This is a genomic window from Arthrobacter sp. 05T45 (assembly GCF_056395875.1).
Map to the genome: position 1 here is coordinate 1 of NZ_JBFTKI010000026.1, position 23,298 is coordinate 23,298.

Here is a 23,298-nt window from a genome sequence, read left to right on the forward strand (position 1 = left end):
GGACTTTGCGAAGCCTGCAACCACACCAAAGAAACCCCCGGCTGGAAAGCACGCCCCAGCCCCGAAGCCGCACCCGGATCCGCCTCGAGCATCGGCGCGAGGCACACCATCGAACTCACCACCCCCACCGGCCACACGTACCGTTCCACCTCGCCACCCCTGCCGGGAACACCGCTCCGGCCATCAGCCGCAGACCAGCCAGGCTCCGAGCCCGGTTCCCGCCAGCTTCACCTGATCCGGGTACGGGCGAAGGCCCTCAAGAGCCGCAAACGCGTTGCCGTCGCGGCGGCCTAAGTGCTATGAGGGCCGTACAAAGCGCGATGAGGGCCGGACAAAACGCGAGCACCGCACAAACACGTGTGCCGCCGTCGAGTCTTACAACTCGACGGCGGCACATCACCAGGCGCAGTGCCAGGCACATCACTGGGCTCTGGCCCTAGGCCCGGGAGCCTCAGGTCCGGAACATTAGGACAACCAGGAGCCTCAGGTCTGGAACTCTACGACAACCGGGCGGGCAGCGTCTTGGGCTTGAAGGAAGGCCGGGTGGCCTCGTACGCGGTGATGTCGGGTTCGTGCTTCAGGGTCAGCCCGATGTCGTCCAGGCCCTCGAGGAGGCGCCACCGCGTGTAGTCATCAATCTCGAACGGAGCCACAATGTTGCCGCACTGCACGGTCTTGGACACGAGGTCCACCGTCACCTCGGTACCCGGGGCGTTTTCAAGTTCTTTCCAAATGAGCTCGATGTCATCCTGGGCGACTTCGGCGGCAAGCAGGCCCTGCTTGCCGGAGTTGCCGCGGAAGATGTCGGCAAAGCGGGAGGACAGGACCGTCTTGAAGCCGAAGTCCTTCAGCGCCCAGACGGCGTGCTCGCGTGAGGAGCCGGTGCCGAAGTCGGGACCGGCCACCAGAACGGATCCTGCATTGAACGGCGCCTGGTTCAGGATGAAGGACGGGTCCTTGCGCCACGCGGCGAAGAGCGCGTCCTCAAAGCCGGTGCGCGTGATGCGCTTGAGGTACACGGCGGGGATGATCTGGTCCGTGTCGACGTTGCTCTGGCGCAGCGGGACACCGATTCCGGTGTGAGTGGTGAACTTTTCCATGGCGGATCCTTCGGGACTATGTGGATCGAAACTGTATGGATCGAGGCTGTGTGGAGCGAGGCTTCGGATCTGGGCGGGAAAGGCGGAGACTACGCGGCGCCGACTCGGACCGCCGCGGACTCCGGAGCAGGGTCCAGATCCGACGGCGAACTCAGGGTGCCTCGGACTGCCGTCGCCGCAGCGACCACGGGCGAGACGAGGTGGGTGCGGCCGCCCTTGCCCTGGCGCCCCTCGAAGTTGCGGTTGGACGTGGAGGCGCAGCGCTCCCCCACCTCCAGCTGGTCCGGGTTCATGCCCAGGCACATGGAGCAGCCGGCGAAGCGCCACTCGGCCCCGAAGTCCTTGAAGACCTTGTCCAGGCCCTCGGCTTCAGCCTCGAGCCGGACGCGGGCGGAGCCGGGCACCACCAGCATGCGCACGGCCGGGTCCTTGGTCCGGCCCCGGATGATGTCGGCGGCGGCCCGGAGGTCCTCCATCCGGGAGTTCGTGCAGGAGCCCAGGAACACCGTGTCCACCCGGATGTCCTTCATCGGGGTGCCGGCCTCGAGCCCCATGTACTGCAGGGCGCGTTCGGCGGCGGCCTTGGCGTTTTCATCGCCGAAGTCATCGGGCGACGGCACCTTTGCGGACAGCGACACGCCCTGGCCCGGGTTGGTTCCCCACGTCACGAACGGTTCCAGGGTGTCGGCGTCGAGGTCCACCTCGACGTCGAACGCTGCGTCGTCGTCGGTGTGCAGCGTGTTCCAGTATTCGACGGCGGCATCCCAGTCGGCGCCCTCGGGCGCATGCGGGCGGCCGTGCATGTAGTCGTAAGTGGTCTGGTCCGGAGCCACCAGCCCGGCGCGGGCGCCGGCCTCGATGGACATGTTGCAGATGGTCATCCGGGCTTCCATGGACAGCGCACGGATGGCGGAGCCGCGGTATTCCAGCACGTAGCCCTGCCCGCCGCCGGTGCCGATCTTGGCGATGACGGCCAGGATGATGTCCTTGGCGCTCACGCCGGGGCGCAGCGTGCCCTCAACATTGATCGCCATGGTCTTGAACGGCTTCAGGGACAGCGTCTGGGTGGCCATGACGTGCTCCACCTCGGAGGTGCCGATGCCCATGGCGAGCGCTCCGAAGGCGCCGTGGGTTGAGGTGTGCGAGTCACCGCAGACCACGGTCATGCCGGGCTGTGTGAGGCCCAGCTGGGGGCCCACCACGTGCACGATTCCCTGTTCGGCGTCGCCGAGGGAGTGCAGGCGGACGCCAAACTCCTGGCAGTTGTTGCGCAGGGTCTGGATCTGGGTCCGGCTGGTGAGATCGGCAATTGGCTTGTCGATATCCAGCGTGGGAGTGTTGTGGTCCTCGGTGGCGATGGTGAGGTCCGGACGGCGCAGCTTGCGGCCGGCGAGCCGCAGACCTTCAAAGGCCTGCGGCGACGTCACCTCGTGCACCAGGTGGAGGTCAATGAAGAGGAGATCCGGCTGGGCGTTGGCTCCTTCGCCGTCCCCCTTGCGCACTACGTGCGCGTCCCAGACCTTCTCGGCCAGTGTCTTTGCCACGGCCTGCTCCCTTCACTGCGGTAAGTATTGTGCGTTCCGACGGACTATCTCCTCCACTGAACCAGCACAGCCAAGTAATACGCCAGCGCGTTGACTTGCATCTCAGATAATGAGACGTCAATATCATTACATGGACAATTCTAGTGGAGTCGGTGTCATCGATAAAGCGGCCCATGTGCTTGACGCACTTGAGGCCGGCCCCACCACCTTGGCGCAGCTGGTGGCGGCCACGGGACTGGCCCGGCCCACCGTGCACCGGCTGGCTCTCGCGCTGGTGCACCACAGGCTCGTGAGCCGCGATATCCAGGGCCGCTTCGTGCTCGGGAGCCGTCTGGTGGAACTGGCCTCCGCCGCCGGCGAGGACCGCCTCATCGCCTCCGCCGGCCCCGTGCTCATGCAGCTGCGCGACGCCACCGGCGAAAGCGCCCAAATCTTCCGCCGCCAGGGTGACTGGCGCGTCTGCGTGGCCTCCGCCGAACGCCCGATCGGGCTGCGCGACACCATCCCCGTCGGCACCCAGCTGTCCATGAAGGCCGGCTCCGCCGCCCAGGTGCTGCTGGCGTGGGAGGACCACGACCGCCTCCTGGAAGGCCTCCAGTCCGCCCGCTTCACCCCCACCGTCCTGGCCGGAGTACGACGCCGGGGCTGGGGCCAGAGCCTCGGCGAACGCGAGCCCGGTGTCGCCTCCGTTTCGGCCCCCGTCCGCGGGCCGTCCGGCCGCGTGATTGCCGCGGTGTCCATCTCCGGCCCGATCGAGCGCCTGACCCGCCAACCGGGGCGCCTGCACGCCGAAGTGGTCTGCAACGCCGGCCGTGTCCTGACGGAAGCGCTGCGCAAGACCAACGACTAAGTATGCTGTGCCCATGAACAGCTATGTGGTCTTCCTGCGGGGCATCAACGTGGGCGGCATCAATATCAAGATGGCCGATCTCAAGAACGCCCTGAAGTCCCGGCCATTTTCGGGTGTCGTGACCCTGTTGGCCAGCGGCAACGTCGTGCTGGCCAGCGAGCTGGATCCGGCCGGCGTCAAAAAGGAATTCGAGGCGTGCCTGCGGGAAACCTTCGGCTACGACGCCTGGGTGGTGGTGCTCACCGCGGGCCGTGTGGCAGCACTGGTGGAGGCCTGCCCCTACCCGGCCGACGACGCGTCCACCCATACGTACCTGACGCTCGCCTCTGATGAAGAGGTCCTCTCGGAGCTGCTCGAGGCAGGCAGGGCCTTGGACGGGGCCGAGCTCACCCGGCTGGGCCCGGAAGCCCTGGCCTGGCTCGCCCCCGCCGGCGGCACTCTGGACAGCCCTTTCAGCAAGCTCTCCTCGAAGGCGAAGTACAAGGCTGCCACCACCACACGCAACCTCCGCACCATGATCAAGGTCCGCGACGCCGCGGCCGGGATTTAGGCAGGCCGCATCCGGCCGGACCCGCACGGACGGCTCACTGCCGACCCGCGGCGGCCTTCAGCGCGGCCATGAACTTCGCCAGGCGGCTGAGCTCACGTTCCACGGGCGCCACGACGAGTTCCCCCGCGACGACGGCGACGGCGGCTGTCAGTCGCTTCCGTGCCACGGCACTGCGTGACGCTGCCGCGGCTCCGGAGATGAACCGCGCCCCAATCGCCAGGACGATGCCCAGCAGCACTCCCCCGGCGATCATCACCGTAGGAACCGGCCAGCCCTGGACCCGTGGGACCTCTGGCACCGGCAGTTGCAGGTAGCCGATCGCAGCCAGGACTCCCAGCCACGCGAACCCGGCCAGGGCCGTCACCAAGGCGAGCCACTGAACCGTGTTGAACCCACCCCACCACCAGGACTTCCTGCCAGCGGACAACTCTGTGGAGGCAATTGCCTGGTCCAGTGCATCCGGCAGCCGGTCGTTTCCTTCCCGGGCGGCGCCGCGGATGGCCGCCCGCCACGGGCCAGGGGCACCGGCGGACGCCGCCTCAGCGAATTCCCGGACGGCGGCATCGGTCCGCGCCTGTTCCGGCGCCCCGGCAGGCGGCAGCGAGGTCCGGTTCAGCTCAGGCTTGGCTCCCTCGCGGCGCAGGTTCAGACGCCGCAACGGATCCGGCCGGAATCTGGCCAGCCAGCGGGTCACGGGCCAGCCCGTGCGCCGGGTTGCCTCCAGCCGGTAGGACCGGGCGACGGCGTCGACCACCAACGGCACATTGGCGGCCACAGCCAACTCCCCCGCCAGCCGGGCCTTGGCCGCCGCCGTCGCACCGGCGGCCGTCCCGCCACCGGCGGCCGTCGTGCCACCCGTGGGCAGGCCGGACGCCTCGGCAAGCCGGGCGGCGGCCAGCGTGACATCTGCCGCAAGTCGCTGTGACATCGCTTTACGCTGCATCGCCACCTGCCGGATCGCGGCCCGCACCTTGTCCACCCCCGTCCCCAGCACGGCGGAAGCCCCGAGGACCTGAACTTTGTCCAGCCCGTCCCGCGCCAGGATAGCTGTGAGGGATTCCAGGACCGGCCGGACCTCGTGCTCCGGGAGCCTGTCGATTTGGTTGAGCACCACGATCGTCACGGCCCCGTGCGAGGACAGCGGTGCCAGGAAATCGTTGTGCACGGCGGCGTCGGCATATTTCTGCGGATCGACGACCCAGACGAGGACGTCCACCAGGCCCACCATCCGCTGCACAATCTCACGGTTGGCGGCCCTGGTCGAGTCAAAGTCCGGCAGGTCCAGAAGGATCAGCCCGGTGTCGTCGTCGGCGAACCCTTTGATCGGTGCCGCAGCGTGGCGCTTTCGGACCTCCAGCCAATCCAGCAGCGCATCGCTGCCCTGGACGCCCCAAATGCCCGCCAGCGGCTCGGTGGTGGTCGGCCTGCGCACGGCCGCCGTCGCGATCTCCTCGCCGCTTACGGCATTGAAAAGCGATGACTTGCCGCTGCCGGTGGCTCCAAAAAACCCGACCACCGTGTGGTCTCCGGACAGCGACCGCCGCGAACTCGCGCGGTCGAGCACCTGCAGGACACCGGCCAGGATCTCCTCCGGGAGGACTCCGGATGAGAGCTCCGTGGCGCTGTTGAGCGCTTCCAGCCTGCGATCGAGCTGGGACGTCTCGCGGGCGGCCGCATGACGGCTCATGACGTGGCCGCCAGCCGGCGCAGTGCCGCCGCATGCCCGGCAATGGCTGAGGGCGGCACGCCGCCGTCGACCTCCAGCCGGGTCAAGAACCGCCGACACTCCGCAGCCAGCAGGCCCTGGCACCGCAGATGCAGGTCTTCGCGCGCGGTCCGGGCCAGCCGGCGGACGGCGTCCTCCCCGAATACTGCCTCCAGGAGGCGCTGACCCACGACGGCGGTGCCGCCGGCAACTCCGATCTCAAGCCCGGTCAGGCCCGCGGTCATGGAGAACACCACAATCATCAAGGCAGCGCCGAGGCCGTTGATTCCGAAGGACAACCAGCGGGCCTGGGTGCGCTTGCCCTGGCCTTCGGTGCGGATGAGTTCCATCAGGCTCCCCTGCCAAGCGCGGATTTCGGCCGCCACAGCATCCGCGAAGCCCTCGGAGGCACCGGAAAGATCGTCGGTGCCCAGCACCTGCCTTCCGGCGGGGTCTGAACGCCACCGCTGGTCGGTGTGCTCGGCGGCCTTGGCGGCTTGATCGACAATGACCGCCTGCAGTCCCGTTTCGATCGCGGTTTCCACCCTGACCGCAGGCGCCGGTTCACCCCGGACGAACGCGCCCACGCGGTCACGGAAGCGTCCGATGTTCTGTTCCATGGCGCGGAAGAATTCCCCGGTCCCGACGAAGTCCTGCCAGCGCGCCAGCACTTCGCCGCGCAGCAGTGCGCCGTCGCGGGTGGCCTCGAGGATCCTGGCTACGGCGTCGTCATAGGCGTTGCGGGCGTCGGCTGCGAGAACATCGGCTGCGTGCTGCTGTTCGGACAGCGCCCGCTCCCCCGCGTCGGCGCGGTGGGCGAGCGCGAGGAGGGTGCCGTTGAGGGTGCGCCGGGCGATTCCGGCCCGTCCCGCGGCGTCCCCGGCCAGCTTCCCGAGCCAAACGCGCAGCGGCTCGACGGCCCCTGCAGGAAGCATCCCCGCGGCACCCAGCGGCAGCTCCGGCACCACAAACAGTTTGGCGGCCCCCAGCCCTTCCCGGCTGAGCATGGCCTGCAGATCCGCGCTAACCTCCGCTTCCGCCGCTGGCGGCACCCGGTCCAGGACCACGGCCACCATGATGTCGCGGGAGGCCGCATCCAGGAGCAGGCGCCAGGGCACGGCGTCGGCATACCGGTTGGCTGTGGTGACAAACACCCAGAGGTCTGCGGCGGCAAGCAACTGCCCGGCCAGCTGCCGGTTGTTCTCGGAAATGGAGTCGACGTCGGGCGCGTCGACCAGGGCGATTCCGGGCGGGACCGCGGAGTCGGAGACAAGGACCAGGGAGGTCACCGGGCCGGGATCCAACGCCGCATCAGCCGGGGCCGGCGCCCGGCCGTCCACGAGGGCACCCCGGATGCGGCCCAGGGCCGGCAGCACCCGCTGGCCCTCAAACCAGGCGGCGTCGGCGGGATGGTGCAGCAGGATGGGCTGGCGGGTGGTGGGGCGGATCGCACCGGCCCGCGTGACGGGGTGGCCCACCAGGGCGTTGACCAGGGTGGATTTTCCGGCCCCGGTGGAACCGCCCACCACGGCCAGCAGGGGCGCGTCGAGGCTGCGGTACCGGGGCAGGATGTAGTCATCGAGTTGAGCCACGGCCCTTCGAAGGTCCAGGCGCGTTTGGTCCGTCCCGGGCAGGGCGAGCGGCAGCCGGAGGGCCGCGAGGTCCTGCCGCACTGCCTCCAGGAGGGCCACGCCGGTTGCGGCCCCGGGGCCGGTTTCATGGGAGCTCACTGCATCATCATGCCAGTTCAGAACGTGGTTCCTGCGGGGGCGCCGCTGCGCGGAACCAAAGCGCCATGCGCAGCGCCTAGCGGGACTCGGAGCGCCGGCAATACGCCGGCGGACGAGTCTCGCCTGGAAGCCCAGCCATCGGGGGAAACGAAAAACGGCCCCGGGCTGATGCCCGGGACCGTTTTCATTGTGACCCCAGCGGGATTCGAACCCGCGTTACCGCCGTGAGAGGGCAGCGTACTAGGCCGCTATACGATGGGGCCGCGTACTTCCTGAACAGCATTTCTGCCATTCAAGCCAAATGATTGTTTCATACATTTGGCCGCCGTTTCAAATCGGACCAGCCGATTCAAAACTTCCGAATTTCAGCGGAAACCCGCGGAACTTCAGAGCTGGGATACCAGGACTCGAACCTAGAATGACGGTACCAGAAACCGTAGTGTTGCCAATTACACCATATCCCAAAGGCACTTTCGCTCCGGATGTTTGGGCCTAAACCCTCGCTCCCGGCGCCTCAGCACGAGTAATTACTTTACCCGAGAGTTTTCACTTCCACAAATCGGGCGTACGGCGGCGGGATCGGGCCGCCGGGGCGGGCCGCGCGCGGCGTCGATGGCCGCAATACCCGCGCCAGCCCTTGCCAATCCGGCGGAAACACGTTTACGCTCGGTAAGTTACCAACGAGTAACCACCCCTCCCCCACTCCGTTGCGGGCAGCTTTGCGCTCATTTTCCGGTGTTAGCTGCGTCACAGCTGCTGGGGTGGCCGACAGCAGAGCCGCTGCCGGCGGGAACGTCGAGAGGAATCATGTGCCACAGAGTCGTGCCGCTATCAGCAAGACCCGGACCCGTGCGCAGCAAATCGCCATCGCCACCCTGGCGTTGCTGCTCATGGCCCTGCTGGGGTTCTATACCCTCGTCACGGGCCGCATCACGGACGGTTCGGCCACGCTCAAGGACGGGGCCGCCCAGGCGTCCGCCGGAGCCGGCCAGCTGGACGACGGCGCCGGGAAACTCGCCAACGGCGCCAGCCTGGCCGATACCGGGGCCGGAAAACTTTCCGCGGGGGCGGAAAAGATCTCCTCGGGCATCAGCACCCAGCTGGCACCAGGGGCGGACAAGCTCCAGGCCGGTGCCGGCCAGATGGCCGAAGGTGCCGTCAAGATCGAAGCCGACGTCACCAGCAAGCTGGCCCCCGGCGTCTACAAAGTCGACGACGGTGCGCAGAAGCTCGCGGCGGGGGCCGTGCAGCTTTCGGCCGCGCTGACGCCGACGCCGGCGGGCAACGCAGAGAACAACCTCGCCGACGGGGCCACCCGGCTCGACGGCGGCGCTGCCCGGCTGGCCGGCGGCACCGCAGCGCTGGCAGGCGGCACGGACCAGCTCAAGGGCTACCGCGGCGCCAACGGCAATCCGGAGGCCGGAACCGGGACCGCGGCCCTGGCTCAGGCGCTGGAACTGCTGGAGGAGGCGGCGGATGACCCGGTCAAGGGGCTCGTTCCGCTTTCGGTGGTGAAAGACAAGATCGCCAAGATCACCGCGGGCGCGCACAAGCTCGACGCCGGTGCCAGCCAGCTGCAGGCCGGCGCTCAGCGGCTGCAGGACGGCGCGGGCCAGCTGAACGCAGGAACGGGCAAGCTCAAGGCCGGATTCGCGACGCTGGCCGGGAAGCTCAACAGCCAGGACCCCGGCAGCCCGGGCGTGGTGCTTGGCACCCGGCTTCTGGCCGACGGCACGTCCAAGATCCGGGTCGGGATGGACGGGGTCCCCGGCGACCCCGAGCACCCGGGCCTGCTCAAGGCCGCCGCCCGGATGACCGAGGGCAGCTCTCGCCTGGCCGACGGAACCGTGGCCCTGAACGCCGGGATCAAGGGCAATCCGGCCGATCCTGCCAACCCCGGCCTGCTGGGCGGCTCCCAGGCCCTGGCTTCCGGGGCCTCAGAACTCTCGGCCGGCAGCACCAAGCTGGCGTCCGGCTCCTCGAAGCTGGCCACGGGGGCGGATAAGCTCGCGGACGGCAACGCCCGGATTGCCGATGGCACCGGCACGCTGTATTCCGGAGCTGCCGCGGTGTCGCCCACCAGCTTGCTCCGGCAGTCCGACGCCGCCACGGCACTGGGACTCGTCGCGGTGCTGGCCCTTGGCGCCGTTGGCGCCTTCCTGGCGCTGCGGAAGAGGCAGGCCGGACCACGGTAACTTCCGGTGCCGGTTGCAGCGCCGGTTGCGGCGCCCGTTACAGCGGGGGTTCCGCCAGCAGGTCCAGCAGGGAGCCGACCTCGCGGCCCAGGAAGCCCGGGGCCGGTTCCCCGCCGCGGTTCAGCCAGACGCCGAGGAGGCCGGCCGCCGTCGAACCTTCCGCATCGAGCAGCCGGTTGTCACCGACGTACAGCGTTTGGCCGGGACCCGTACCGATCCGCCGGACACCCTCGAGGTAGATCGCCGGGTCCGGCTTTGCGGCGCCAACGGTGTCGGTGCCAACCAGAACGGTAATCCGGTCCAGCCCGGCCGCGTCCAGCTTCACGCGCTGATAGTCGTGGACGTTGTTGCTCACGGCGCCGTAGGGAATGCCGGCCGCGTCCAGGGCGTCCAGCAGGGGCCCGACGTCGTCGAACGCCCGGATGTAGCCGTGCTGGCGGCTCGCGTAGGAACTCACCCAGTGGTGGGCCTGTTCGCCGTCGGCAAGTTCGACGCCGAAGTACCCCAGCGCCGCCCGGCCGCGGAGCAGGCGCTGTTCATTGAACGTGATCTCGCCGGCCAGGTAGCGGTCGTAGAAATGGGTGGTCTCGCGGGTGAAGATCCGCCCGAACCTCTCCCACCCGGCCTCGTCCAGGCCGGGCAGGAGGTGCTCGCTGACGTCGCGGAGGGCCGCCGTCATGGCGAATTCGAGGTCCACGAGGGTGTCATCGATGTCGAACAGAACCCCCTGGACAGCGCCGCCGCCCAGGCCCGCTGCCAGCATGTCAGCCGCGGAAAGCGCGCAGGCGGGCCAGGGAGGAATCCTTGCCCAGGATGACCATGGACTCGAACAGCGGCGGGGAGATCCGCCGGCCCGAGACAGCCGTGCGGACCGGGCCGAACGCCAGGCGCGGCTTGACGCCGAGGCCTTCCACGAGGGCTTCCTTCAGGGCGGTCTGGATGTTCTCGGCCGTCCAGTCGGCAACGGGCTCCAGGGCGGCCAGGGCGGCGTCGAGCACCTCGGTGAGGTTCTCCGGCAGGCCCTTGCGGGCGTCATCGGCGACGTCGATGGCGTCGTCGGCTTTGAACAGGAACGCGACCATTTCGGGGGCCTCGCCCAGCAGCGAGATGCGCTCCTGGATCAGCGGTGCGGCCTCGGCCAGGATCTCCTCATCGCGGTCCGTGAGGCTCTCCCCCACGAAGCCGGCGGCCTGCAGGTAGGGCACCAGGCGGCCGCGGAAGTCCTCGGCGCCGAGCATGCGGATGTGGGTGCCGTTGATGGCTTCGGCCTTCTTGATGTCGAAGCGTGCCGGGTTGGCCAGCACGTCGTTGACGTCGAAGTGCTCGATCAGCTGGTCCACGGTGAAGATGTCCTCGTCGGCGGAGAGGCTCCAGCCGAGCAGGGACAGGTAGTTCAGCAGGCCCTCGGGGATGAAGCCGCGGTCCCGGAGCAGGAACAGGTTGGACTGGGGGTCGCGCTTGGAGAGCTTCTTGTTGCCCTCGCCCATGACGTACGGCAGGTGGCCGAAGGCCGGCATGTAGCTGGCGACGCCGATGTCCATCAGCGCCTGGATCAGCACCACCTGACGGGGCGTGGAGGAGAGCAGGTCCTCGCCGCGGAGCACGTGGGTGATGCCCATGAGGGCGTCGTCCACGGGGTTGACCAGGGTGTAGAGCGGGGAGCCGTCGGCGCGGACAATGACGTAGTCCGGGATGCTGCCGGCCTTGAAGGTGATCTCGCCGCGGACCATGTCCGTGAACGTGACGTCCTCGTCGGGCATCCGGACGCGCAGCACAGGCTGGCGGCCCTCGGCCTTGAACGCGGCGAGCTGGTCCTCGGAGAGTTCGCGGTCGAAGTTGTCGTAGCCGAGCTTCGGGTCGCGGCCGGCGGCGCGGTGGCGGGCTTCAACTTCTTCCGGCGAGGAGTAGCACTCGTAGGCGTAACCGGCGTCGATCAGCTTGGCCACGACGTCCTTGTAGAGGTCCAGGCGCTGCGACTGGCGGTAGGGCTCGTGCGGGCCGCCGACTTCCACGCCCTCTTCCCAGGTGATGCCGAGCCATTTGAGGGCCTCGAGCAGCTGCTGGTAGCTCTCCTCCGAGTCGCGGGCCGCGTCCGTGTCCTCGATCCGGAACACAAAGGTGCCCTTCGTGTGCCGGGCGTGGGCCCAGTTGAACAGGGCGGTGCGGATCAGGCCGACGTGCGGGGTCCCCGTGGGTGACGGGCAGAACCGGACACGGACCGGGGTGTCAGCGGTGACTTCACCGGTGGAGGCAGCAAGGGCGGAGCTGGGAACAGTAGTCATAGTGGTACCAACATTACCAATCTCTACAACCGCCACTTGTCCGGATTTCCGCTGCGGAAACGGACAGCCGCCCCGTGGATCCACGGGGCGGCTGTCTGAAATCGGCGCGAAGAACCGTTAGCGGCGGACCACCGGGTTGGAGAGCCTTCCGATGCCCTCGATCTCGACCTCGTAGCGGTCGCCTGCCTGCACGGAGCCGACGCCGGCCGGGGTACCGGTCATGATGACGTCGCCGGGCAGCAGGGTGAAGGCCTGCGAGACGATGGAGACGAGCTCCCGGACGCCGCGGATCATCTGGTTGGTGCTGCCGTCCTGGCGCAGTTCGCCATTGAGCCGGCCCTGGATCTGCAGGTCCTCGGTGTCGAGCTCGGTCTCGATCCACGGCCCGAGCGGGGCCGAGGTGTCGAAGCCCTTGGCCCGGGCCCACTGCAGGTCCGTCTTCTGGACGTCGCGGGCGGTGAGGTCGTTGCCGCAGGTGTAGCCGAAGATCACATCATCGACCCGGTCCTCGGGCACGTCCTTGCAGATCCGGCCAATGACGACGCACAGCTCGGCCTCGAAGGAGACGTCCTCGGAGAACTCCGGCAGGACAATGGGATCGTTGGGCCCGATCACGGACGTGTTGGGCTTGAGGAACAGCAGGGGCTGTGCCGGGACCTCGTTGCCGAGTTCCCGGGCGTGCTCCGCGAAGTTGCGGCCAACCCCGATCACCTTGCTGCGCGGGATGATCGGCGCCAGCAGGCGGACGTCCTCCAGCTTGTGCTTCATGGGGGTTCGTTCCACGCCGTGGAAGAAGGGGTCGCCCTTGATGACAGTGACTTCCTCACTGCCGGGCTCACCTTCCACGATGCCGTAGAGGGGATCAGAATCGACTACAAACCGGGCGATACGCATGGTTCCTAGCCTACCGTCCCCTCGGTGCGCAGGTAGTCCAGCTGCGCTGCGACGGAGAGCTCCGCGGCGCGGCGGACGGAGGGGTCGACGTCGGCGTACACGGCGTCCGTGACGGCTCGGACATCGGCGTCGGCGCCCAGTGCCGCGAGGGCTGCCCGGACCTGTCCGAGCCGGCCCCGCCGGTGGTCCCGGTAGGCGCGGGCGACGGCGTCCAGGGCCGGCAGCACCGGGCCGTGGGCCGGCAGCACCGTGGCGGGCCCGAGGCATTCGAGCCGGTCCAGCGAGTCGAGGTAGTCCCGGAGGGTGCCGTCGGGGTAGTCCAGCACCGTGGTTCCGGAGCCCAGAATCGTGTCCCCGGTCAGCACCGAGCCGTGCGGGCCGTCCTGCGGCAGGTGGAAGCACAGCGAATCCGAGGTGTGGCCCGGCGTCGCCAGAACCCGGATGTCAGTTCCGGCCGCCCGGATGGTTTCGCCGTCCTGCAGCGGGGGCGCGCCGTGGCAGTGGGCGGGGTCCGCGGCCCGGACCGGTGCGCCCGTCAAGGCCGAAAACCTCTCGGCGGCCGCGGTGTGGTCTGCGTGCCGGTGCGTGATCAGGATGAGTTCGACCGGTCCCTCGCCGGCCAGCGCCTGAAGGTGCGGCCCGTCGAGGGGCCCGGGGTCGACGGCGACCCTTGCCGCCGCCCCCGGGGCGGCAATGAGATAGGAGTTGGTTCCATCCAGGCTCATGGGGCCCGGATTCGGGGCGAGGCGGAACCGGGTCAGCTCACTGCTGCGGACAATGCCGCGGGATGTCTCGGAGGTCACGGACCCATCCTTGCATTGAATCGGGCGCCGTTGGCCCCAGCCCGGGACCACAGACGCCGACGGCGGCCCTCACCCGAAGGTGGGGACCGCCGTCGTGCACTAAGACGTTCTGTGGCTAGGCCAGCCGGGTCAGCCAGCCGTGGGTGTCCTCCACGGTGCCGGTCTGGATCCCGAGCAGCTGGGCGCGGATGGCCAGGGTGGTCTCCCCCGCCGTGGCGTCCTCGGAACCGATGAACTCGGTGGCGTCCTTGAGCACGCCGATGGGGGTGATGACTGCGGCGGTGCCGCAGGCGAAGACCTCGGCAATGTCTCCCGAGGCAACACCGTCGCGCCACTCATCCAGGGTGATCTTGCGTTCGGTGACTTCCCGGCCCATGTCCCGGGCCACCTGGATCACGGACATCCGGGTGATCCCCTCCAGGATGGTGCCGGAGAGCGCCGGGGTGACGAGCGAGCCGTCCTTCATGACGAAGAAAACGTTCATGCCGCCGAGTTCCTCGACAGCGTTGTCGTTGAACTGGTCCAGGAAGAGGACCTGCTTGCAGCCGTTGGCCTCGGCCTCCTGCTGGGCGATCAGCGAGGCAGCGTAGTTGCCGCCGCACTTGGCGGCGCCTGTTCCGCCGCGGCCGGCGCGGGCGTATTCGCGCGAGATCCAGATGGAGACGGGCTTGAGTTCGCCGCCGAAGTAGTTGCCGGCCGGGGAGGCGATCACGCGGAAGGAGACCTCGCGCGCTGCCCGCACGCCCAGGAACGCCTCGGTGGCGATCATGAAGGGCCGCAGGTACAGGGCTTCGCCGTCGCCGGCGGGGACCCAGTCCTTGTCTGCCGCGACGAGCTCGCGGATGGCGCCGAGGAAGTACTCTTCCGGGAGTTCGGGCAGGGCCAGGCGCCGGGCGGACTTGTTCAGCCGGGCGGCGTTGGCCTCGGGCCGGAACGTCCAGACCGAGCCGTCGGCGTGGCGGTAGGCCTTGAGGCCCTCGAAGATCTCCTGGCCGTAGTGCAGCACGGCGGCGGACGGGTCGAGGGAAATCGGGCCGTAGGGCTCAACGCGCGCGTCGTGCCAGCCGCCGTTGCCGGCGGCGTCGACGCTGTAGTCCACAATCGCGGTGTGGTCGGTGAAATAGTCGCCGAATCCCGGGTTTGCCAGGATGGCGGCACGCTCTTCAGCAGACTTCGGGGTCTCCGACAGGTGCTGGGTGAATTCGACGCCATGGGCAGTCTGAGTCATGGTTCCTCCACGATCGGCTGCCTGGTGTGGGAACGTGGTTCACCCTCGGACCACGGCAGCATATTGGTGATTCGAAACAAGCTTACGCCCGTTGGCAGCACGGTTTTGCGGTGTCTGCAGTCGCCTGCCGTGCAGGAAATGCAGGCGGGGCCTACAGCGCCGCCGCGATGGCGTCGCCGATCGCGCTGGTGGTGCGGACGGCGCCGTCGCGGGCTTCGACGTCGGCCGTGACGGCCGCCTCGATCTTCCGGGCGGCGGCGGCGAAGCCGAGGTGGTCGAGCAGGAGCGCCGCGGAGAGGATGGCGGCGGTGGGGTCGGCCTTCTGCTGGCCGGCAATGTCCGGGGCGGACCCGTGGACCGGTTCGAACATGGACGGCGCGGTGCGGTCCATGTTGAGGTTGCCGGAGGCGGCGAGGCCGATCCCGCCGGTCACGGCCGCCGCGAGGTCGGTGATGATGTCGCCGAACAGGTTGTCGGTGACGATCACGTCGAAGCGGGCCGGATCGGTGACCATGAAAATCGTGGCGGCGTCGACGTGGAGGTAGTCGTGCGTGACGTCGGGGAACTCCTGGGCCACGGCCTCGACCGTGCGCTTCCAGAGCTGGCCGGCGAAGACCAGGACGTTGTGCTTGTGCACGAGGGTGAGCTTCTTGCGGGGGCGGTCGTTGGCCCGGCGGAACGCGTCGCGGACCACGCGCTCCACGCCGTGGGCGGTGTTCAGGGACACCTCGGTGGCCACCTCGTGGGGGGTGCCGGCGCGCAGTGTGCCGCCGTTGCCCACGTAGGGGCCCTCGGTGCCTTCGCGGACCACGATGAAGTCGATCTCGCCGGGGTTCGCGAGCGGGCTGCCGACGCCGGCGTACAGGCGGGAGGGCCGCAGGTTGACGAAGTGGTCCAGGCTGAAGCGCAGCTTCAGCAGGAGCTCGCGCTCGATGATGCCGGAGGGGATCCGGGTGTCGCCGGGGGCCGCGCCGACGGCGCCGAACAAGATGGCGTCGCGGGTGCGGAGGTCGGCGAGGGTGGCCGCGGGGAGGGTCTCCCCCGTCGCGAGCCAGTGCTCCGCACCCAGCTTGTAGTGGGTCTGCTGGAGCACGATCCCTTCTGCGGCCGCGGCCTTTTCAAGGACCTTCAGGGCTTCGGCGGTGACCTCCGGGCCGATGCCGTCGCCCGGGATGACTGCCAGATCAATCGTGGATGCGCTCATATTTTCAGCGTAGCCAAGTGATCCACATTCTGGTCAAGTTGTCTCACTATTCGATCACCCCTACGGACGCTCCCTCACTTTCGGCAGGAAAAGACGAAACGCTCCCGCACTTCCTGCGGCAAAAAGCGAAACGCTCCCGCACTTCCGAAACGGAAGTGCGGGAGCGTCACTCGAAACGCCGCCGGATCTGCGGGGGCGTCAGGGCCGCAGGGGCTCAGGCGTCGGCGGGTTCCTCGTACTTCGGGAACACCGGGGCCGGGGCGGGCAGTTCCGTGCCGGCGGCGATCGGCGTGCCCAGGGCCGAGAACTGGCGCGCCGCGCCCTCGGGCTGGCCGAGCGTGTGCAGGATCGCCGCCGTCGCCACCGGCATGACCGGCTGGGCCAGGATCGCGACGATCCGCAGCACCTCGAGCGTCACGTAGAGCACAGTGTTCATGCGTTCGACGTCGGTCTTGCGCAGCACCCACGGGGCTTGCTCGGCGAAGTAGGCGTTGGTGTCCCCCAGGACAGCCCAGATGGCCTCCAGTGCGCGGCTGAACTCCTGCTTCTCGAACGCGGCCCGGGCGGCGTCAAGCAGTCCGTTGGCCTGGGCCAGAATCGCGGTGTCCTCGGCGGAAAATGCGCCGGGCGCGGGCACGCGGCCCTCGCAGTTCTTGGCCACCATGGACAGCGACCGCTGGGCCAGGTTGCCGAAGTTGTTGGCGAGGTCGGAGTTCATCCGGCCCACGATTGCCTCGTGGTTGTAGTTGCCGTCGGCGCCGAAGGGGACCTCGCGCAGGAAGAAGTAGCGCACCTGGTCCAGGCCGTACTGGGCCACGAAGTCCGCGGGGGCCACCACGTTGCCGAGCGACTTGGACATCTTGACGCCGTTGTTCTGCAGAAAGCCGTGGATCATGATCCGCTTCGGCAGCTCCAGTCCGGCGCTCATGAGGAACGCCGGCCAGTAGATGGCGTGGAAGCGGGAGATGTCCTTGCCGATCACGTGGACGTCGGCCGGCCAGAACTTCTTGAAGGAGTCCGAGTCGACGTCCGGGTAGCCGACGCCGGTCAGGTAGTTGGTCAGCGCATCGACCCACACGTACATGACGTGCTTGTCGTTGCCGGGCACGGGAACGCCCCAGTCGAACGTGGTGCGGCTGATGGACAGATCCTCCAGACCGCGCCGGACGAAGCTGATGACCTCGTTGAACCGGGACTGCGGGGCACCGAACTCCGGGTGGGCCTCGTAGAGCGCCAGCAGTTTGTCCTGATAGGCGGAGAGCCGGAAGAAGTAGCTCTCCTCGGCCGTCCAGGTGACCTCGGTGTCGGATTCGCGTGAGTAGCGGATCCCGTCGTCCTTGACCACGGTCTCGTCCTCGACGTAGAACGCCTCGTCGCGGACCGAGTACCAGCCCTCGTACTTGGACAGGTAGATGTCCCCGTTGGCTTCCATCTTCTTCCAGATGGCCTGCGACGCCGCGTAGTGGTCGGCGTCCGTGGTGCGGATGAAACGGTCGTAGGAGACCCCCAGGGCCGCGTGCGCCGCCTTGTAGATCTCGGCGTTCCGGTCCACCAGATCCTTGGGCGCCAGCCCTTCCTTCTCGGCGGTCTGGGCGATCTTCATGCCGTGCTCGTCAGTGCCGGTCAGGAAGAAGACGTCGTACCCGTCCAGGCGCTTGAACCGGGCCATCGCATCGGTGGCGATGTACTCGTACGCATGGCCGATGTGCGGCACCCCGTTGGGGTACGTGATGGCCGTGGTGATGTAGAACGGGGTCTTGTCAGTTGAAGTCACGGTCTAAATCTAGATCAGTTCTGTGAGGGTATCGCTCTGGCGGACCAGTTCGTGGTCATGTGAAGCCACCAGCACGGCAATGCCGTCCGAGGTGGTGTCCTTGAGGATGCTGATGATGCGGTTGGCCGCGGCCCGGTCCAGGCTGGCCGTGGGCTCGTCGACCACCAGGACGCGGGTGCCGAGGATGAGCGCCCGGGCGATCGCGACGCGCTGGCGTTCACCGCCGGACAGCTGCGCCGGGCGGTGGCGCATGCGCCGGCCCAGGCCCACGAGGTCCAGGAGGTCCTTGGCCATGTCGCGGCGCTTCTCGACCTCGCCGTCCGGCACGGCCGGCAGCAGGACGTTCTCGAGCGCGCTCATCCCGTCGATCAGCGCACCGCCCTGGTCGACGTAGCCGATCAGGGCCCGGCGGCGGTCGGCGATCTCGTCGTCGCCCATGGTCTCGAGCGAGTCGCCTTCCCAGAACACCCGGCCCGACGTCGGCAGGGTCAGTCCCGCGCCGACGGTGAGGATGCTGGTCTTGCCCGAGCCGGAGCGGCCCGCGACGCAGTGCATTTCGCCGGCGTGCAAGGTCATGTTGAAGTCGTCCACGACGTTGACGGCCTCGGCACCGCCTTTGCCGCCGCCGTAGTGGATGGTGATGTTGCTCAGTTCCAGCGGGGTGGCGTGGTCCGTGGCCTTCACGATTGTGTTGGCGCGGGTCTTGTGCGCACCGCGACGGGTGCTGGCGGTCATCCGGTCGTGTGCCTCCCGGTCAAGGTTCAGCTCGTTAGTCATTGGACCACTTTCGTTGCAATCGGAATCCAGCAAAGTACAGCTACGAGACCGGCAATTGCGGCCCACAGCGCGGCGTAGGGGGCCAGGAGGAGGCCGATGCCGAGGGCGCCCACAACACCCAGCGGCAGCGCGACGGTTCCCACCATGGCGTTTTCAAAGAAGCGGACCTGGCCCAGCATGTCCGGGTTCCAGCCCATGGCCCGCAGCGTGCCGAGGTACTGGCGCTTGGCCTGCAGCTCGAAGCGGCCGGTGACCATGGTCAGCAGCAGCCCGACGGCAACACCGGACACGCCCAGGATGATGCTGGGCAGGGCGATGCTGGCCGCGGCCAGCCCGCTGAGGGCGCTGGCGCCGGCGGCCCGCGGAATGTCGATCAGCAGGGCGACGAGTCCGCCGACGGCCGCGGCGAAGACACCGACAGCAACGGCCAGGGAGATGGTGTTGAACTTGTTGGTGCTCAGCTGCCGGTTCGCGAAGGTCAGCGGGGAATCGACCGCGATGAGCCGTTCATCGTGTTGCGGCTCCTGGTCCACGACGTCGCGGTGGCGCAGCTGCTGCGCCGCGACGAACGCGGCACCGGCGTACAGCACCAGGACCGACGCCGAGACCACCGCGGTGGCGGTGCTCCAGCTGATCAGGCTCAGGACGATTCCGACGACGGCCAGCAGCGCGGCGCCGACGCCGAATTCGGCCAGCACCCAGGAACGGATCTTGCGCTGGGTCCAGCCCATGGCGCGCAAGGTACCGGCCTCGCTGCGCCGTTTGCGGATGTAGCTGACGGTGGAGGCGCCGGTCAGGAGGGCAGCACCGCAGAGGGTCAGGAACAGCAGGGTCAGGTTCGTGGCGGTCAGCGAGCCGGACACGGCGTCCGCGGCGTCCTGGCGGACCCACGACTGCTGCACGGTGCCCAGCGGCGATTCCTTGCCGGCGTCGTCCTTGGAGTAGCCGGGAACGGCGATGCTGGCGTCTTCGCGGGCCGAACCGGCCACCACGGTGGCCTGCAGGCCCATGTCCCGGATCTCGTTGGCGAGCTTCTCCACCTCGGGCTGCGCCTGCTTCCAGCTGCCCGGGACCTTGGCGCGGACCCGGACGGCGTCGATCACGTTGGCGTTCGCATCGTAGCCGCGGGCGGTGGCGAGGCCGTAGTAGTCGGTGATGGCTCCGGCGGACTGGCTGACCAGGCCCGTGGCGCTCAGCGACGGCTTGAGTTCGGTGTTGACGTCCTTGCCGGACGCGTCTTTGGTCAGGGTGAACGGCGCGGGGTCATAGCCGCCCAGGGGCAGCCGGTTGACGTCGCCGGCAGCTTCCTTGACGTTCGCGGCGTCGAAGGTGCCGTAGACCATGGCCAGCGGCGTGGCCAGCTTCTTGCCGGTTTCGAGGTTCTGGCGGTACGAGCGCTCGTCTACAGGCTCGCGCTGGGTCTGGTCGACGGCTTCGCCGTTGGCGGCCTTGTCCGGCAGCCGGTTCACGGTGACCCAGTCACCGGGCGTGGCGCTCTTGTCAACGGCGCCGTTGGCGGCGGTTTCGCCGTCCTTGTATGTCGGGGCGGCGGCAAAGTTGGTGGTCCAGGTGGCCGGGTTGTAGAGGCCCTGGCTGAAGGATCCGGTGTCGCCCATGAGCTGGGAGAGGTCCTTGGACCCGGGCCAGGCGAGGGCGAACGGGGACTTGGAAACGAACGGCAGGTAGTCCTTGTCCAGCGAGCGGGTCACGGTGCCGACGTCCTTGGTGACGTTGCCGGAGTCGTCGATTTCCTCGATTTTGACCGAGTACTTCAGGTCCAGGGCGGTGCCCGAGCGCACGATCAGCGGGATGGCCTGGGAATCGTCGGTGAGCTGGCCGTCGCGCTTGGCCTGCTGGTACTGGGTCATCAGCGGTGCCCAGTACTTGAGCTTGACGCCGAGGAAGTCCGGGCCTTCCTTGAGTTCGTCCATGCTGATGCCGTTGGTGAAGAGGCTCTCGAAGTGCCGGCCGATCGCGCCGGCGTTGCGGGCGTCCGCGGGCGGGGCCTTCTCCAGCGGGGACAGGAAGTCACCGGCCGTGCCGAGCAGCGCGCGTTCGGAGACGGGGTCGACGGCGACGACGGACTCGGTCACCTGCGGGGCCATCGGCAGGGAAACGGAGAGGTTGAAGAGGTTGTGCTCGGAGCCGCCGGCCGGGGTGGGGAACTTGATGCCGGTCTCGCCCTCCGGGCCCTGGATGCGGACGTTCTTGCCGCCGTCGACCTGTTCCTCGACCAGCTTCGCCTTGCCGAGGGAGCCCTCGGCCGTGGTCTTGAACAGGGTCTGGTCGGAGTGGCCGTCGGAGCTGACGGCGCTGGCCGTGAGGCGGTATTTCTTTGGCGTGTCGCTCAGTACCGATTCCGCGGCCGGCCACTTGCTCGGATCCGTGGCGGTCGGGTCGCCGGAGGTGCCCGCGAGGCCCGCGTTGAAGCCCAGGTAGTCGGTGGCGTCCAGCCGCGGCGACTCCAGGTTCTGCGTCACACGCGAGACCAGGCTGATGGGGGCGGCCACAGAGGTGCCGGAGAGCTTGCGGATCGAATCCAGCTGCTCGAAGCTGATGCCGCCCTGCCCGGTGGCGATGTCCGGCTGCATCAGGCCGCCGTTATCCTTCGCCTTGGCCTGCACCAGGACGTCATAGAGCCCCCGGGAGTTTTGGTCCACGGTCCTGCTCAGCGCCGCCTGGGACTGACCCTGGACGAGCACGGACAGGCACATGGCCACGATCAAAATGGACGCGGTCAGCAAAAGCACTCTGCTTCTGATGAACCTCTGGACGGCGTTCATTGGGCTCCTGAAAGCTGGATTGCGTGCGCACGCCGCAGTTCATTTCCTGAGGAAGTGAAGGCGTCCCGTGCCGGGCGTGCAAAAGTAAAGGCCGGTCTGCCGGCCAAGACCCGAAATTCGGTCCTAGCCATTGTACGCAGACCGGCCGGCCTCTCGTGGCCGCCGGCGGCGGTCATGCCGCCGCCGGGGCCACGCGGGGAGGATTTCAGTCCTCGAGGTCAACCTCGCGGACCATGTCAGCGCCGATCCCGGCCTTGATCGCGTCAAGGACCTGCTGGGGAACGGAGCTGTCGATGGTCAGCAGGGCCAGCACCTGGCCGCCTTCCGTCTGGCGTGCCACCTGCATGCCGGCGATGTTGATGTTGTTCATGCCCAGGATGTGGCCGATCGTGCCGATCACGCCGGGGCGGTCCGAGTAGGCAACCACCACGAGGTGTTCGCTGATCGGGATTTCCACCTCGTAGCCGTTGACGCCGACCAGTTTCTGGATCTGCTTCGGGCCCGTCAGGGTTCCGGCGACAGAGATCTGGCTGCCGTCGCTGAGGGCGCCGCGCAGGGTCAGAACGTTGCGGTACGACTCGGTGTCCGGCGTCGTGATGAGGCGGACGTTGATGCCGCGCTGCTCGGCGATGACGGGTGCGTTGACGTAGGAGACCTGCTCGGTCACGACGTCGGCGAAGATGCCCTTGAGCGCCGCGAGTTCCAGGACCTTGACATCGAGCGAGGAGATCTCGCCGGCCACCTCGACGTCGAACTGGGTGAGGGAGGCATGGGTCAGCGCGGTGAAGATGCGGCCCAGCTTTTCCATCAGCGGGATGCCGGGGCGGACGTCCGGTGCGATGACACCGCCGGCGACGTTGACGGCGTCGGGGACCAGTTCGCCGGCCAGGGCCAGGCGGACGGACTTGGCGACGGAGACGCCGGCCTTCTCCTGGGCCTCGTCGGTGGAGGCGCCCAGGTGCGGGGTCACCACGACGTTGTCGAGTTTGAAGAACGGCAGGTCGGTGCTGGGTTCCTTGGAGAAGACGTCGACGCCGGCGCCGGCGATGTCACCGGCCTGCAGCGCGGTGTAGAGGGCTTCCTCGTCCACCAGGCCGCCGCGGGCGACGTTGACGACGTACGCCGTGCTCTTCATCTTCTTGAACGCCTCGGCGCCGAGCATGCCGACGGTTTCCGGGGTCTTGGGCATGTGGATGGTGATGAAGTCCGACTGGGCCAGGAGCTCGTCGAGCGTCACCAGCTGCACGCCGAGCTGGGCGGCCCGGGCGGAGGTGATGTAGGGGTCGTACGCGAGGATCTTGGTGTCGAAGCCCTTCAGGCGGGCCGCGACCAGGGCGCCGATCCGGCCCAGGCCGATGATGCCGATCTTCTTCTCGAAGAGCTCGATGCCGGTGTACTTGGAGCGCTTCCACTCCCCGTCCTTGAGGGCGGAGCTGGCCTGAGGGATGTGGCGGGCGAGGCTCAGGATGTGCCCGACGGTCAGTTCGGCGGCGGAGACGATGTTGGAGGTCGGCGCGTTGACCACCATGACCCCGGCCTGGGTGGCCGCCTTGATGTCCACGTTGTCCAGGCCGACGCCGGCGCGGGCGATGACCTTGAGGTTCTTGGCGGCGGCGATGGCCTCGGCGTCCAGCTGGGTGGCGGAGCGGACCAGGATCGCGTCGACGTCGGCGATCGCGGAGAGCAGCTGGGAACGGTCGGAGCCGTCAGTCTGGCGGATTTCAAAGTCCGGGCCGAGGGCCTCGACTGTGGCGGGCGAAAGTTCCTCAGCGAGGAGTACGACAGGTTTGGTGCTTGTCACCGGTGACCTCTTTAGCTCTCTTGTGTATCTGGTGGGGATTTTGGTGAATCGGGTGGTGCGGGTGGTGCTGGACAGCAG

The 23,298-nt window shown here is 68.2% G+C and carries 17 protein-coding genes, 2 tRNA genes and 1 pseudogene; 4 read left to right on the plus strand and 16 right to left on the minus strand.

From position 1 onward, the window contains the following. Positions 1-294 (plus strand): annotated as a pseudogene (locus AC1DGD_RS18590) (hypothetical protein); the annotation flags it as partial. Between the two features lie 203 nt (positions 295-497). Here the strand turns inward: AC1DGD_RS18590 and leuD are convergent. Further along, on the minus strand, positions 498-1,100 hold the full coding sequence (gene leuD / locus AC1DGD_RS18595) for a 3-isopropylmalate dehydratase small subunit (RefSeq protein ID WP_018773513.1): 603 nt from the start codon (positions 1,098-1,100) through the stop codon (positions 498-500). Positions 1,101-1,189: 89 nt separating this feature from the next. Further along, positions 1,190-2,644 (minus strand): 3-isopropylmalate dehydratase large subunit, encoded by a 1,455-nt coding sequence (gene leuC, locus AC1DGD_RS18600; RefSeq protein WP_223916419.1) that lies wholly within the window; start codon positions 2,642-2,644, stop codon positions 1,190-1,192. A 130-nt stretch (positions 2,645-2,774) separates the two neighbouring features. Between leuC and AC1DGD_RS18605 the strand changes: the two genes are divergently transcribed. Both AC1DGD_RS18605 and AC1DGD_RS18610 read left to right on the plus strand, forming a co-directional pair. Beyond that, positions 2,775-3,494: an IclR family transcriptional regulator gene (locus AC1DGD_RS18605; RefSeq protein ID WP_026266447.1), complete on the plus strand. Its 720-nt coding sequence runs from the start codon at positions 2,775-2,777 to the stop codon at positions 3,492-3,494. Between the two features lie 13 nt (positions 3,495-3,507). After that, a complete protein-coding gene (locus AC1DGD_RS18610) occupies positions 3,508-4,044 on the plus strand; it encodes a DUF1697 domain-containing protein (RefSeq protein WP_476857793.1) in 537 nt (178 codons plus the stop codon). A 34-nt stretch (positions 4,045-4,078) separates the two neighbouring features. Here the strand turns inward: AC1DGD_RS18610 and AC1DGD_RS18615 are convergent, their stop codons facing one another. The 4 genes from AC1DGD_RS18615 to AC1DGD_RS18630 all read right to left on the minus strand — a co-directional run bounded on the left by AC1DGD_RS18615 (position 4,079) and on the right by AC1DGD_RS18630 (position 7,943). After that, positions 4,079-5,731, minus strand: a complete 1,653-nt coding sequence (locus tag AC1DGD_RS18615) for a GTPase (protein WP_476857794.1) — start codon at positions 5,729-5,731, stop codon at positions 4,079-4,081. Continuing rightward, a complete protein-coding gene (locus AC1DGD_RS18620; protein WP_476857823.1) occupies positions 5,728-7,500 on the minus strand; it encodes a dynamin family protein in 1,773 nt (590 codons plus the stop codon). The genes AC1DGD_RS18615 and AC1DGD_RS18620 overlap by 4 nt, the downstream gene beginning before the upstream one ends. A 169-nt stretch (positions 7,501-7,669) precedes the next feature. Next, a tRNA-Glu gene (locus AC1DGD_RS18625) sits at positions 7,670-7,742 on the minus strand. 129 nt (positions 7,743-7,871) lie between these two features. After that, positions 7,872-7,943: transfer RNA gene (locus AC1DGD_RS18630), tRNA-Gln, on the minus strand. Positions 7,944-8,288: 345 nt separating this feature from the next. On the opposite strand from AC1DGD_RS18630, the gene AC1DGD_RS18635 reads away from it, so the two are divergent. Next, entirely contained in the window at positions 8,289-9,674 is a 1,386-nt protein-coding gene (locus AC1DGD_RS18635; RefSeq protein WP_476857795.1) for a hypothetical protein, read from the plus strand. Positions 9,675-9,711: 37 nt separating this feature from the next. On the opposite strand, the gene AC1DGD_RS18640 is transcribed toward AC1DGD_RS18635, so the two are convergent. The 10 genes from AC1DGD_RS18640 to serA form a co-directional block, all read right to left on the minus strand. Next, positions 9,712-10,437, minus strand: a complete 726-nt coding sequence (locus AC1DGD_RS18640) for an HAD family hydrolase (protein WP_476857796.1) — start codon at positions 10,435-10,437, stop codon at positions 9,712-9,714. A 1-nt stretch (position 10,438) separates the two neighbouring features. Then, positions 10,439-11,956 (minus strand): glutamate--tRNA ligase, encoded by a 1,518-nt coding sequence (gltX, locus tag AC1DGD_RS18645; protein ID WP_476857797.1) that lies wholly within the window; start codon positions 11,954-11,956, stop codon positions 10,439-10,441. Positions 11,957-12,073: 117 nt separating this feature from the next. Beyond that, a complete protein-coding gene (locus AC1DGD_RS18650; protein WP_476857798.1) occupies positions 12,074-12,850 on the minus strand; it encodes a fumarylacetoacetate hydrolase family protein in 777 nt (258 codons plus the stop codon). A gap of 5 nt (positions 12,851-12,855) precedes the next feature. Beyond that, positions 12,856-13,653: an MBL fold metallo-hydrolase gene (locus AC1DGD_RS18655; RefSeq protein WP_476857799.1), complete on the minus strand. Its 798-nt coding sequence runs from the start codon at positions 13,651-13,653 to the stop codon at positions 12,856-12,858. Positions 13,654-13,768: 115 nt separating this feature from the next. After that, positions 13,769-14,881, minus strand: coding sequence for a branched-chain amino acid aminotransferase (locus tag AC1DGD_RS18660; protein WP_230009430.1), 1,113 nt, complete (start codon positions 14,879-14,881; stop codon positions 13,769-13,771). A gap of 151 nt (positions 14,882-15,032) precedes the next feature. Further along, positions 15,033-16,085, minus strand: a complete 1,053-nt coding sequence (locus AC1DGD_RS18665) for a 3-isopropylmalate dehydrogenase (protein ID WP_476848907.1) — start codon at positions 16,083-16,085, stop codon at positions 15,033-15,035. Positions 16,086-16,299: 214 nt separating this feature from the next. Continuing rightward, positions 16,300-17,859 carry a methionine--tRNA ligase gene (metG, locus tag AC1DGD_RS18670; protein ID WP_476857800.1) on the minus strand — a complete coding sequence of 520 codons (1,560 nt, stop codon included), beginning with the start codon at positions 17,857-17,859 and terminating at the stop codon, positions 16,300-16,302. 9 nt (positions 17,860-17,868) lie between these two features. Next, positions 17,869-18,636, minus strand: a complete 768-nt coding sequence (locus AC1DGD_RS18675; protein WP_018773527.1) for an ABC transporter ATP-binding protein — start codon at positions 18,634-18,636, stop codon at positions 17,869-17,871. After that, positions 18,633-21,419 carry an ABC transporter permease gene (locus tag AC1DGD_RS18680; RefSeq protein WP_476857801.1) on the minus strand — a complete coding sequence of 929 codons (2,787 nt, stop codon included), beginning with the start codon at positions 21,417-21,419 and terminating at the stop codon, positions 18,633-18,635. The genes AC1DGD_RS18675 and AC1DGD_RS18680 overlap by 4 nt, the downstream gene beginning before the upstream one ends. Before the next feature lie 205 nt (positions 21,420-21,624). Beyond that, positions 21,625-23,220, minus strand: coding sequence for a phosphoglycerate dehydrogenase (gene serA, locus AC1DGD_RS18685; RefSeq protein WP_028277927.1), 1,596 nt, complete (start codon positions 23,218-23,220; stop codon positions 21,625-21,627). Between the last annotated feature and the right edge of the window lie 78 nt (positions 23,221-23,298).